Genomic DNA, 14,170 nt, shown 5'->3' with positions numbered 1-14,170 from the left:
GGTTAAACATTAAATTGAGTTTAAAAATCGAGTTCTGAAAGCAGTTCATCTAGTTCTACCTGATTAAGATCCGCATCGGGAAAATCCGATGGAGTATAGCCTCCTTCTGCTGATAAACAATGGTTAATCAGGCTTTCTAAAGAATCTCGATAAGCAGCAGCTAAATTTTTGATCGTTGTTTGATGATGAAAATTCTCACTATATTGCCATTCTATATCAAGTTGCCCATCAACCACAATTCCATGAATCGCAATTAAATGGGAACGTTGTCCCAAAGGACTATGAATGGAACCACTGGACTCTTGAGATAATTTCCAGCCTATCTCGCCGATTTGATGGCTGGTAAATTGACCTAAATAATTAAAGCTGACTTGAGCTTTTGGATAGTTTTTTAACGGGGATTGAATTGTTAAATCTGAGTTGAGATAATATCCAATTCCATAATCAAATCCTCGATTCGGAATTTGTCGTAATTGCTCTTTAATGGACTTGAGACACTCCCCCGGATGGTGAAGATTTTCTAAGGTCAAAAAGACGGGGAAAATACTGGTAAACCAACCCACAGTTCGAGATAAATTCACGGATTCAATTACATTTTCTCTTCCATGACCTTCCATGTCAAGCAAAAGCTTATAACTTCCTGTCCAACGGCCAAAAGCTTGGACTAAAGCGGTCAATAAAATATCATTAATTTGGGTGTTATAAGCTTGCGGAACCTCCTGTAATAGTAAGCGGGTTTGTTCTTCGGTTAAGGTGAAAGAGACCGTTTTTGCATGGGCAACAATGTTGGACTGAGCTTCACCTTGACGGTCCAAAGGAAGAGGAAAAATTGAGGGAAAATCACGGTTTAGCCAATACTTGAATTGAGCGTAAAACTCTGGGGTTTTAGCATAGTTTTGCAGTTCCTCAGCCCAAGTTTTAAAAGAACTGGTTTTAGCAGGAAGTTGCAGAGGCTTTTGGTTTTCTAATTGCTGGTAAATAGTGACGAAATCTTCGAGGATAATCCGCCAAGAAATTCCATCTACTGCTAAATGATGAATGATAATTAACATTTTTCCCCTCTCAACCAAGGCGAAGAAAACCACCGCTATTAAGGGTCCTTCCCCTAAATTGAGTACCCGTTGTTGAACCTCAGAAATTTCTGCCATCTTGGTCAATTGTTCATGGCAAGATAGATGGGATAAATCCACCTTTTCAAAAGCAAAATTATTGCAATTATCGCTGTGATTTTGTTGCCATTGTTCCCCTTTTTGAACAAAGCGTAACCGCAAAGCATCATGGTGATAGAGTAATTGAGAAATAGTTTGTTTTAATAAATCTGGTTGTAGATTATTGGGAACTTCTAACAAGATAGATTGATTAAAGTGATGACGTTCGGGCCAGTTTTGTTCAAAAAACCATTTTTGAATTGGAGTTAACGGAACGTGACCAATCACTAAATCCTGTGTGGTTTGATTAACCGAAACTCGCTCCGCTATGAGTGCTAATTGAGCGATAGTTTGATGACTAAATAACTGTTTAGGAGTAATTTGTAATCCCGCTTGATTCGCTTGAGCAATGATTTGAATGGCTAATATAGAATCTCCTCCCAACTCAAAAAAGTTATCGTTAATACTAATAGTTTTAAGTCCTAAAACCCTTTGCCAAATTGCAGCGAGAATGCGTTCTGTTTCTGTACCTGGGCTAAAATTGATGGCAGCTTCATCCTCTAATTCTAGTGCAGGTTGTGGGAGAGCGCGACGTTCAATTTTACCATTAGGGGTTAGGGGAAAAGCGTCTAACAAAACGAAGAAAGCAGGAACCATATATTGAGGTAACTTTTCTTGCAAAAATAGACGCAATTGAGAAACAGTTAAGTTTTGAGAGGCAATCACATAAGCACATAAACGCTTAACACCGGGTTGATCTTCTCTGGCAATAATAATCGCTTCTTTAACTTGGGGATGTTGATTGAGAATGGTTTCAATTTCCCCTAATTCAATTCTAAAACCTCTAATCTTAACTTGATGATCAATACGTCCAATAAATTCAATTTGTCCGTCGTTTCCATAACGAACTAAATCACCGGTTTTGTAAAGGCGATCACTATTTTTTTGACTCAAAGGATGAGCAATAAATTTAGCATCCGTTAAGTCTGGACGGTTGAGATAGCCTCGTGCTAATCCTGACCCCCCAATATATAATTCCCCTGGAATTCCAATGGGTACAGGTTGTTGATATTGATCTAAAATATAGACCTGAGTATTGCTAATGGGGCGACCAATAGGCGGTGCTTTTTCGGTTAATAAATCTGGTGTTATTTTAACAGATGTGGTAACAACAGTATTTTCAGTTGGACCATAGTTGTTGACTAATGTAAAGGGAATAGAGGTAGGGGGAAAATCATTGAGTTTATCTCCTCCAGTTAACATTAATCTTAATGAACGATTGGGAGACCAATCTAGGGGAATTAGGGTTTCTGCAAGAGGAGTGGGTAAGAAAGAAACGGTGATTTTTTGGGCAATTAACCACTCTTGCAGTTGTTTCGGTGATGTTAGCAAATCTGGGGGAACAATCGCCACACACGCCCCGGCTGTTAAATAAGGCCAAATTTCCCAAATTGAAGCATCAAAGGCAATTCCAGCTAATTGAGTGACTCGATCAATTGTTGTAATATTAAAAGCGTTTTGATGCCAAGAAACTAGGTTTAATAAACTTTGATGTTGAATTAAAACTCCCTTTGGTTTTCCGGTAGAACCAGAGGTATAAATGACATAAGCTAAATTCTCAGATGTCATCGAATGGAGAGGATTGTCTTGCGGATGATGATCAAGAATTTTTCCATCCTGATCTAAACAAAATATTGTTCCTAAATAGTTGGGTAAAGTGTGAACTAAGTTTTCCTGAGTTAATAACACCGATACGGCAGAATCTTCTAACATATAAGCTAGACGTTCTGATGGATAGTTCGGATCTAAAGGAACATAAGCTGCACCCGCTTTAAGAATACCTAAAAGTCCAATGATCATCAAAGCAGAACGCTCGATACAGATTCCTACTAAGTCCTCGGTTTTAACGCCTAAGTTTTGCAAATAATAAGCGAGTTGATTGGCTTTTTGATTTAACTGTTCATAGGTGAGGGATTTTTCTCTATCGATGACCGCTATAGCATCAGGTGTTTTAACAACCTGTTCTTCAAATAACTGATGAATACATAGATTTTGAGGATAGTCTTGTTGAGTTTGATTCCATTCTACTAATAATTGCTGTTTTTCTGATTCAGTTAGTAAAGGTAATTCCCCGACGGTTTGCTGAGGATTGGCTACAATTCCTTTTAATAAAGTTTGGAAATGACCCACCATGCGGGTAATTCTTTCAGGGGTAAATAGGTCGCTATCATATTCCCAAAACCCTTCTAAATAAGCTCCTTTTTCGGTTTCGATTTCTTCTAAAACTAAGCTGAGATCAAATTTAATTCTCTGGTTTTCAACGGCTAAATATTGAGCTTTTAAATCAGGTAATTCTAAAGCATTGAGGGGGGCATTTTGCATCGCAAACATGACCTGAAATAAGGGATTATAACTTAAACTTCGTTCGATTTCTAACCCATCAACCACTTGCTCAAAGGGGACATCTTGATTAGCATACGCTTCTAAAACAACATTGCGAGCTTGCTGTAATAATCCCGAAAAAGTCGGATTTCCTTCTAGGGAATTCCGCAGCACTAAAGTATTGACAAAAAAACCAATCAAAGGTTCAATTTCTTGTCGGTTGCGGTTGGCGGTGGGTGTCCCAATTAAAATATCATCTTGACCACTATAACGGAAGAGTAAAGTGTTTAAAGCAGCCAGTAAGGTCATAAATAAAGTCACCCCCGACTTTTGGCTCAAAAGTTTCAGTTTTTCTGTGAGTTCTGAGTCAATTTGAAACGAGATACTATGACCTCGAAAATTGGGAGTAGCTGGACGGGGTTTATCGGTTGGAAGTTCTAATAAAGGAGGAGCATCCGTTAATTGTTTTTTCCAATAATTTAACTGATTTTCTAAGATTTCACCTTGTAACCATTGTCTTTGCCATACCGCAAAATCCGCATATTGTATGGCTAATTCGGGTAAATCTACGGTTGAATTAGATAAAAATGCTTGATAAAATTCAGATAATTCTTTAAATAAAATGCCTTTTGACCAACCATCGATAATAATATGATGGAAAACGTTAACTAAAATATAATTTTCATATCCCAGATCAAACAGAGTACATCGTAATAGGGGAGCTTGAGTTAAATCAAAGGGTTTTTGTAGTTCTTCAATAATCTGTTTATCAATTTGGTCTTGGGAAATATCTTTTAAATTAACAACTAATAATTTAATCTTCAGAGATGGAGCAATTTTTTGAATAGGTTTTCCTTCAACCATTGGAAAGGTTGTCCGTAAGCTCTCATGGCGTTGAATAATAGCATTAATCGTTTGCTCTAAAATATCAATGTTTAAGCGTCCCGTTAAACGGATGGTTAGAGCTTCATTATAAGCCGAATTTTGCTGATACATCTGATAGAGAAACCACATTCTCTGTTGAGCAAAAGATAGGGGTAAATCTTCAGTTCTGGCAACGGTATTAATGACCGATTCAAGGGTTTTAGACGGTGTTGTTGCGCTTCTTAAAAAAGTGAGAATTTCTGGTTTTCTTGTGCCGATTTCTTGCTTAATTTCTGGTGTCATCGCTCCCTGGGGAGCTTGATATTTTAACTTTTCTTCCTCAAGCCAAAGCTTGATGTCTAAACTATTTAAGTAAGATAAAAATTCTGCGACTTTCATTAATAGTATCCTTTTCCCTAATTGATGTTCTGGTATTTTTGGAATGGGGGGGGTGATGTTTGGCAGGGTTCACTAGCTCAAGCTAGAGCTACTGTTAGAGATATAATCAACGTTTTTCATAAATTTAAGTACCCTCAAAGACTAAACAATATAGACCAAACAAAAATTATCAATGGTGGAGAGTCGGTGGTTATTGTTAAAATCAGTTGCCCTGGGAGCAACCGCTTACATACTCCATAAAAAGACTGTTTGGCTATTCATAGCATATTCTGGATGATAAATTTTAGTGATGGATACAATTTTTTACATTTTTTCCGAAAATGGCTCTGAAAAGTTTAAATTTTAGTTAAGCTATTTTCATAATTCTCCTTCTTCATAATTTTCTGAGGCTGCTGCCATAACTTTACCACTTTTGGATACACTGTGACTATTTTTGGCTACATTAAGCACCTCAATCGTTTGAGTTAAACTGGCAACGGTTGGATATTCTAACAAACTGTGCAACGACAATTGTACCGAGAAAACATCGCGTAAACGAGAAATAACTTGACTCGCCAGTAAAGAATGTCCTCCTAGTTCAAAGAAATTGTCATGAATTCCAATTTGAGATAGATTTAAAACCTTTTGCCAAATGTTAGCAACTTGACGTTCAGCTTCCGTTCTGGGTGCTATCAATTCGTTATTTTCTTTGCCTTGGAGTTCCTTGAGTAATTGCCGCTTATCAATGTCTCCATTATCCTTAATAGGGAGGGATTGTCGCAGAACCAGGGGACATTGATAGGACGTTCCAAATCGATCTTTTAGACTAACATGATTAGGTAGATTGACCGATTGAACTGTAGATTTACGGGTGTAATAAGCCGTTAACTTTTGGCATCCTTCAGATCCAGATGTGAAACGATTAATCTTGCTATTACTCCCATCTAAACCGATCATTAATTGTCTTTGGTTGTGATATAAACTCGTTAGAAATGAGTCTAAACCTTGCCGCACCGTCATATCATAATACCCTTGAGTTCGGGTTATGTATTGCATCTGATAACCTTGGCTCATCCCGGTTTCTTGCCAAGTTGTCCAACTATAACAATAACTAGGGAACAAATTCTTAGATTTTTGATAGCTGTTCAAAGATTCAAGGAAACTATTAGCCGCCGCATAGGAACCCAAAGCCGCTCCTCCAAAAAAACTAGCCAAGGAAGAAAAACTAATAAAAACTCCTTGAGATTCTTTGAGAAGTTGATGTAAAACCCAAGTTCCTATTACTTTAGGGTGAAGAATTGTCGATAAACCCTCTTGAGTTTCGTCCAGAAGTAAACAATCTTTGTAAATTCCAGCCAGATGAATCACCCCATTAAGTTCTCCTTGCCATTGTTTTTTCACCTGTTCTACCGTCTGTTTAACTTGAGGCAAATTAGCCACATCTACCGCTTGGTAAATTACTTCTCCTCCAAGATTTTCTAAAGCTTGGAGATTTTTGATTTTTAAGGATAATTGATCTTCGACTTTAAGGTACTCACTCCAAAGGTGTTTTTCTGGTAAAGGTGTTTTTCCAATTAACAGTAAACGAGCTTGATAATTTTTGAGCAAATACTGAGCAATTTGTATGCCAATCCCTCCTAGTCCTCCGGTAATCAGATAAATTCCCCCTGATTTAAAGGGTAATTCCTGTTGGGGGTGTTGAAGTAAATTGACTTTTTCCAAACCTGCAATTAAACGTTTCCCGTTGCGATAGGCAATTTCTCTTTCCTTGGATAAAACCGATAGTTCTTGCTGCAGATAACTGAGATTAATTTCGGTTTGATCCAGAGGTAAATCAACATGACGAGTATTTAACCAAGGAAGTTCTTGAGCTAAAGTTTTTATCAGTCCTAAAACTGGAGATTTTTCATAGGCAATTTCATCGGTGTCTATGACAAGTTGACTATAACTAGAAACAAATAGCAATTGAATTTTTGATTTAAAATCATGAATTTTAGCTAAAGCTTGAACTAGGAATAATAAATCATAAACTCCTCGCTCTTGTGCTTTTTCTAACTGTTCAATTGTTGAAATTTCTCCCTGATAGTCTTGATAAGTCCCCAGATGAATAATATTGCTAAGGATAATTTTTCGCTCGGATAAAGATGACATTAACTGTTGATAATGATTAGCTGTCCCGGGTCTGAGGGTATAGCAATTTTGACTGATTTGAGAAAATTCTTGCGCTGCTAAAACCGTGATACAGGGTAAGTTTTGACTTTCGATTTTTTCTGCTAAAGATGCTCCTAAACCCAAGCAATCCAGAAAAATTAAAGTACAACACTTGGAAAGTTCTGGTTTTAAGTTAACTGGAGATCGAGGTTTCCAAACTTTCTGGTAAAACCAATCAGGAAGGGTTTGAGCATTTTCTAACAAAATATCTATTTCTTTTAAAATAGAATTGAATTCTCCGTTTGCAAACCGTTTTGTTAATTGCGATCGCTGAATTTTACCAATGGAAGTTTTAGGAATCTCCATTTTATTTAAGGGTATTAAATATTCAGGATTAACGCCAAAACTGTTAATTACTTTTCGTCTAATCTTTTTCAGAAGTTCCGCTAGATGCTGGTGGTCAAAGGTTTCTGCACTAAAAAATAAAGCTAATTGATCGGTACTATTCCTAGAATCATAAACAGCACAAGCGGCGGTGTAGGACACTTCTACTTCTTCAATAGTTTCCACTACAGTTTCAATTTCATGGCTATAATAATTGACTCCATTAATAATAATGGTTTCTTTACTTCTTCCAGTAATAACTAAATGACCGTTACTAATAAATGCTAAATCTCCTGTCTTAAACCAGCCATCTTTTAAGAAAGCGTCTTGATTCGCTTCTGGGTTTTTATAATACCCCGGTGAAACTGCATCTCCTTTAACTTGTAAATGACCAATGGTTTCTTCTGGTAATAGGGAATTATCAGCATTAACAATTCTAATCGATATCCCCGGAATGGGTAATCCTAAATCCGTAAAGGTTGCACCATTGGGATGTTCAGGATGGACTCGTTTTAGGGAAGAATTCAAGGAGGATTTATCAACCGTATGAAAGAGTAATGGCTGTTGATCCGTCGGCTGATAATAGGTAATTCCTGACCCCATTTCTGCCATCCCAAAAGCAGGACGCATCGCCGTTTTTTTCAGATTATATTGAAGATGAAGGGTGTTAATAAATTCTCCAACTGCTTGACCAGAAACAGCTTCACCCGCTGCCAAAAAGAATTTGACACAATCTAAATTCCAATTTTGATCTGGTTCTTTTTTTAAAGCTTCATTAATCAAATTATAAGCAAAATTAGGAGCCCAACTGTGGGTAATTCGATATTGATCAATTAAATCTAACCAATTCAAAGGACGACCTAATATATATTCAGTTTGAACATAAACCATTTGGCATCCTAACTCGACACAGCGAATATTCCAGTCGGAAATACTTCCAATATGATCAAAAGGAAGCCAATTAAGAATAATATCGTCGTTTTGATGTTCACAAATGATGTTTGTTCCTCGCGCACGAGAGATGACATTTTTATGGGTTAATGAGATACATTTCGGTATTCCTGTACTGCCTGATGTGAGATTAAAGAACGCGATATCACCCGGTTCACCAATAGGAGGCTGATGGGGAGAATAAGTTTTTAATTCTTCAATAAAACTCAAGCTTAAGGTTTGATTAGGCAACCATTGTTCTAAATATTTTATCTCTTGCTGACGGGATTGATTTGTGATAATAATAGGCTCATCTAACAACTGCCAAACTTGAGATATTTTATGAATTTCATTATTAAAATCTTTATAGCTGGGTGGCACTGAAATAATAACAGGAATAAATCCCCCTAAAAGACACCCCCAAAATGCGGAAATGATATCATAGTTTTCCGATAGCTGAAGAATTACTTTATCTTTAGCTTGTAAACCCTGCTTTTGTAATCCAGCTTGTATTTGTTGAGCGTCTTCCCATAATTGTTGATAGGATTGAAAAACTTCTGATCCATTAGATTGAATATAAATAATCCCTTTATTTGAATAATTTTCAGCAGCTTTTCGGAGGATTTCTGCCAAGGTTTTCGGCTGAAGTTCAGATTCTTCTAAAAGCTGTCCGTGACTGATTCCAGATTGAGTGTTAGAAGTGTGAATCCCTAGATGAATCGGGGTTTCAGATTTTTTATGATCATTTTTTTTCTCTATTTTTAAGGGCAATAATTCCGATAGATGTAGGGGTAAAATTTTGTTTTTTTTAGAAGTCATGACGACAGCAACTTGATCGATATCTGACAAAGATCGCAGTTTTTCTTCTGTTTCCTGAACTTGATGATTATCGATAATTTCAATATTCTTTAATGCAGTTTCATCGATATCACCGCTATCGGTTAAGGGTAAACTGGAAATTTGCACATAGATATTAGGTAGAAGATTGTCCGGTAACTGAGACTGTAAATCGGAGGACAATTGTTCAGAATTCCAAGCTCCAGAGGAAACGATATAGGCGACTAATTCATCCTCTCGTACCATAAAATAGCAATCTTCAATTAAGGGATTTGATAAAAATACTTCTGCTAATTTATGACAATTTAATTGTGGATTTTTCTGTTCTGTCCTCATACCTAAAATCCTCGTTTTTGTGTACATCTTGCCAATTCAATTCTGAATTTCATCACTGTCTGAGCTATCACATAATAGCTCATTCGGGGTACGATAGTCAAGACATTTTCGAGGAGGATGGTTAATTAAGTTTACGGCTCTTTCTATTTCCTCTGGCTTAAGGATTTTTCAATTCGTTCCCTTCTACCACCGACTCAGTTACTTTTTAAAAGGGTTGTTTTCAGTTGTTTCGGCGAGTCTCACTCTCATACTAAATCCTGTTTAAAAAGTATAGGAGAGTGGGAAGTGGGGAGTGGATTTTTAAAGTTCGATTGGGAGTTAATCACACTATTAAAAACCGATTTGGTATCAGCTTGTGCTGTAGCTTTGTAGATAGCATCCGAGGGAACTTTGATTCCTTCTTAATTCTGGCTCCGGTCTTGCTTTGATGACATCCCAGCAAGACGGCTATTTGCCGTTGAGATAAATTTACCTCTTGACCAAGTTGGTAGAGCAAGTTTCTTTGTTCTATGTTAAGATGTTGAGGGCTTCGTTTTTGGGTCTGATTTGTTGTTGTTAAAGATCAGAATATACCTGATGAGCCTTTCTCTGTCAACTCTTAAGGTTGATGTGTTTCATTTTTGAATTGGCGAAATAAAAAATGACAGAACAAGCTTGGTGGGTACAAAAATGGCTAGAACTACTCGATTCCTATCGCTTTAAAAAACGCTTGGAACGAGCTAGACTGTACGCTAGAGAAGGCAATGTGTTAAGTATTGACTTTGAAGACTCGCAAGTTATTGCTAGAGTGCAAGGCAGTGAACCAGAGCCTTATATAGTGGATTTATCCCTAGCGGCTTTTAGTGATGAAGAATGGGATTATATTATTAAGCTTCTCTCCAAAAAAGCCATTTATTCCGCTCAATTGCTCACCGGACAAATGCCCGATCATATTGAGCGTGTTTTTATCGATAGTGGGGTGAATTTATTTCCCTTTTCCCTAGCTGATATTCGCTCTCGTTGTACCTGTCCCGATCAAGCCAACCCCTGCAAACATATAGGAGCAGTGTACTATCAATTGGGTGATCGTTTTATTGTCGATCCCTTCCTGCTTTTGCAACTGCGCGGCCGAAGCAAAAGCCAAATTCTGGAAGCTTTACGGGAAAAACGCTCCTATTCCTCTGATAATCAACCTTTAGCAGTCAGTGAACCCCCCACAGTAGTCGAAAAAACTGCCCCCGACAGCACTATCGATCGCTTTTGGCAGTACGATGAGGAGCTAGAACCCTCCCTAGTTGTGATTACGCCGGGGAATGAAAATCAAACCATTCTCGACATTTTAGGCAATTTTCCCCTCGCTGCCCCCGAATCGGATGCCATAGAACAATTTTTAAAACCAATTTACCGGCAAATTCCCCAAGAAGCGATGGCGATCGCTTTACAGTAGGGGAATTTGAGGTATAAGTAGCTGGTTATAATTAAATTAAAAATGGATTTTAGGTTTGATCCCCCCTGCCCCCCTTGATAAGGGGGGTGCCGATCCCCCCTGCCCCCCTTGATAAGGGGGGTGTCTGATAATTTTTAACGCCTACCTACTTAGGATCAGCCCGGTCAAAGTGGTGCCAAGGACAAAAAAGCCAACCGGATTTGTCGCCGCATCAGGGGGAGGAATTGACCAGGGAGAAAATCGCCCCACCAGTAACCGCTAAACCGTCTTACTTTTGCCAGTTTTACTGCCCGGGGAAGTAGTTTTTTTGGTGGTGGTAGAAGTAGTTTTCTTGGTAGTGGTTTTCTTGGCAGTGGTTGTCTTGGCGGCTAGGGCCTCCAAAGCTTGTTCTAGGGTGAGGGTTTCGGCGGTTTCTCCTTCGGGAATCTTGGCGTTAGTTTTACCGTGCTTGATATAAACTCCGTAGGGACCTTCGTACAATCCCACCAATTCCCCATCGTCGGGATGTTTACCCAATTCTTTTAAGGGTGGTTTGGTAGAACCACGAGCGCCGCGAGTTTTTTTCGGTTCGGCTAATAAGGCCAAAGCTCGATCGAGGGTTATGGTTAAGATATCATCGCTGGCTTTCAGGGAACGATATTCTTTTTCTTTGCCCTCTTCCTGAACCACATAGGGACCGAAACGCCCTAAACTGGCTTTAATTTTGCCTCCGGTGAGGGGATGGGTTCCCAGCAGTCGCGGCAGTGCTAATAAACCCACCGCTTGTTCGAGGGTGATGTCCTCGGGTTTGACTCCTTTGGGTAGGGAGGCGCGTTTCGGTTTGGGATTGTCCTCGCTGATATCTCCTAACTGGACGTAGGGACCGTAACTACCAACGAGCAGATAAATCGGCTCTCCGGTGTCGGGATGAAGACCGATTTTATCGGGACCCTCGGTTTTCTGTCGCAGCAGGGTTTCTACCTGTTCGGGGTTGAGGTCGGCGGGGGTTAAATCGGCCGGGATGGAAGCGGTGAGGATTTCATCCCCCCGGGGGACTTCCAGATAGGGGCCGTATTTGCCGATCTTGATAGTTGCCTGTAAATCTTCTAAAATCACCGATTTAGCGGTGCTAGAGTTAATTTGACTCTCGCGCTCTTTGACTTGGCTTTCTAGCCCTTTTTCGCCGCGATAGAAGCGATCGAGATAGGGCAACCACTGAGCGGAACCGGTGGCGATATCGTCGAGGGTTTCCTCCATCTTCGAGGTAAATTTGGGATCTACCAGGTCGGGGAAATGGTTTTCTAATAAACCGACGACGGCGAAGGCGGTGAAGGTGGGAATGAGGGTTTTATTCCGCATTTGAGCATAACCGCGATCGATAATGGTGCCGAGAATGGTGGCGTAGGTGCTGGGTCGCCCGATTCCTTCACTTTCGAGGGTTTTTACGAGGGAGGCTTCGCTATAACGGGCGGGGGGTTGGGTATCGTGGCTAATGGCTTCTAGTTGGCGACAATTGGGGGTGTCACCGACGCTGAGGGGGGGTAGGATTATTTCTTGGTCGTCGATGGCGGCCTCGGGATCGTCGGAACCTTCCACATAGGCGCGGAAAAAGCCGGGGAAATCGATTCTTTTGCCGGAGGAGCGAAATCCGGCATTTTCTACCTGAATATTGACGGCGATCTGGGTAATGCGGGCATCGGCCATCTGTGATGCGACGGTACGTTTCCAGATTAGGTCGTAGAGGGCGAATTCTAGTCCGCTCAGGCCGGTTTCCCGGGGTAGGCGAAAGCTACTACCGGCGGGCCGGATGGCTTCGTGGGCTTCCTGTGCGCCTTTGCTTTTGGTGGTGTACTGCCGGGGTTGGGGACTGAGGTAATTTTTTCCGTACATTTGTTCTACACAACTGCGGGCGGCGGTGATGGCCTGATCGGAAAGATGGACGGAATCGGTCCGCATATAGGTGATGTAGCCCTGTTCGTAGAGATTTTGGGCGATTCGCATGGTGTCGCGGGCGGATATGCCCAGTTTCCGGTTAGCCTCTTGCTGTAGGGTGGAGGTGGTGAAGGGGGGGGAAGGTTTGCGAGTGGTGGGTTTTTCTTCGGTGTGGCTAACGCGCCAGATTTTGTCTTCGATGCGTTCTTTTAAGGCGGCGGCGGTGGCTTGATCCAAAAGTGTCACCTGGCGACCGGGGAGCAGTCTGCCGGTGTCGGCATCGAAATCGCTGCCATTTGCCACTTTTTGACCGTTTAAGGTGACTAATTTCGACTCGAATTGATTTTTATCTTTTTCGAGGGTGGCTTTCAGGTCCCAATAATTGGCGGTTTTAAAGGCTCGTCGTTCTCGTTCCCGTTGTACGAGCAGACGTACCGCGACGGATTGCACGCGGCCGGCGGATAAACCTTTAGAGATTTTTTTCCAGAGTAGGGGGGAGAGGGTATAACCGTAGAGGCGATCGAGTATGCGGCGGGTTTCTTGGGCGTGAACTAAATTTTCGTCGATGGAGCGACAATTTTTGAGGGCGGCTTGGATTGCTTCTTTGGTGATTTCGTGAAATACCATCCTTTTGGTGGGTATTTTCGGGTTGAGTACCTGCAAGAGATGCCAACTGATGCTTTCGCCTTCCCGATCTTCGTCGGTGGCGAGGATCAGTTCGCTGGCTCCTTTGAGGGCTTCTTTTAATTCTTTGACGACTTTACTTTTGGTTTTGGGGACGACGTAGAGGGGATCGAAATCGTTCTCCACATCCACGCCCAAATTCGCCCAGGATTTGTCTTTGTGGGCGGGGGGAATTTCTTCGGCAGAGGCGGGCAGATCGCGGATGTGGCCCATGGAGGCTTGGACTCGATAGCCGCTAGGCAGATAATTGCTGATCGTCCGAGCTTTGGTGGGGGATTCGACAATAACCAGGGTTGACATAGGAATTGATCACGAGGGCATGGCCACAGCGACTGTTTTAGTTAGACTGACAATCGTTGTTTGATGATGGGCAAAAGTTACTATTTATCTTGACCGGCTTGATTCGGGTCAAAAGCCACTTACTACGATAATAGAGATTAAAGCTGGTCTTTTGTCACTAACTTCTTAACAAAACTTAATATTTTTCTGGAGCAGGGAGATGGGAGCAGGGAGTGGGGAGATGGGGAGAGGGGAGACCAATTCGTGCGCGTTGCGGGGGGAGACGGGAGCAGGGAGAAGGGAGAAAAAAGCTGACACTGTTGACATCCTCGCCGCACTTTTAGGGCGGCGATTCCTAAACCTCACGATTTAAGTTTCTGCTTCCACCACCGTCGCATACCACAGTTAAAAAACCATGTACTGTCTTACACAGAGTCCACAGACTTTCGCCCCATTTCAG

General features: G+C 40.9%; 4 protein-coding genes and 1 pseudogene. 1 reads left to right on the top strand and 4 read right to left on the bottom strand.

Going from position 1 to position 14,170, the window contains the following annotated elements; all coding sequences use genetic code 11:
• Positions 1-20 precede the first annotated feature (20 nt).
• The 3 genes and pseudogenes from IM509_RS10905 to IM509_RS10890 form a co-directional block, all read right to left on the bottom strand.
• A complete protein-coding gene (locus tag IM509_RS10905) occupies positions 21-4,793 on the bottom strand; it encodes a non-ribosomal peptide synthetase (protein ID WP_072924976.1) in 4,773 nt (1,590 codons plus the stop codon).
• Between the two features lie 357 nt (positions 4,794-5,150).
• On the bottom strand, positions 5,151-9,410 hold the full coding sequence (locus IM509_RS10900) for an SDR family NAD(P)-dependent oxidoreductase (RefSeq protein ID WP_185236803.1): 4,260 nt from the start codon (positions 9,408-9,410) through the stop codon (positions 5,151-5,153).
• 369 nt (positions 9,411-9,779) lie between these two features.
• Positions 9,780-9,921: pseudogene (locus IM509_RS10890) on the bottom strand (IS30 family transposase); the annotation flags it as partial.
• Positions 9,922-10,050: 129 nt separating this feature from the next.
• Between IM509_RS10890 and IM509_RS10885 the strand changes: the two are divergent.
• Positions 10,051-10,836, top strand: coding sequence for an SWIM zinc finger family protein (locus tag IM509_RS10885; RefSeq protein ID WP_052275363.1), 786 nt, complete (start codon positions 10,051-10,053; stop codon positions 10,834-10,836).
• A gap of 258 nt (positions 10,837-11,094) precedes the next feature.
• Here the strand turns inward: IM509_RS10885 and topA are convergent, their stop codons facing one another.
• Positions 11,095-13,731 (bottom strand): type I DNA topoisomerase, encoded by a 2,637-nt coding sequence (topA, locus tag IM509_RS10880; protein ID WP_185236802.1) that lies wholly within the window; start codon positions 13,729-13,731, stop codon positions 11,095-11,097.
• Positions 13,732-14,170 lie beyond the last annotated feature (439 nt).

The sequence above is a fragment of the Microcystis sp. M31BS1 genome (assembly GCF_020245285.1).
GTDB classification, from domain to species: domain Bacteria; phylum Cyanobacteriota; class Cyanobacteriia; order Cyanobacteriales; family Microcystaceae; genus Microcystis; species Microcystis panniformis.
The sequence above is the reverse complement of the archived record's forward strand: the minus strand, read 5'-3'. Positions and strand labels throughout refer to the sequence as shown.

Bases quoted from the DNA above. Each gene is read 5' to 3' on its own strand.
- IM509_RS10905 (WP_072924976.1), bottom strand. From the start codon at position 4,793: ATGAAAGTCGCAGAATTTTTATCTTACTTAAATAGTTTAGACATCAAG.
- IM509_RS10885 (WP_052275363.1), top strand. From the start codon at position 10,051: ATGACAGAACAAGCTTGGTGGGTACAAAAATGGCTAGAACTACTCGAT.
- topA (WP_185236802.1), bottom strand. From the start codon at position 13,731: ATGTCAACCCTGGTTATTGTCGAATCCCCCACCAAAGCTCGGACGATC.
- IM509_RS10900 (WP_185236803.1), bottom strand. From the start codon at position 9,410: ATGAGGACAGAACAGAAAAATCCACAATTAAATTGTCATAAATTAGCA.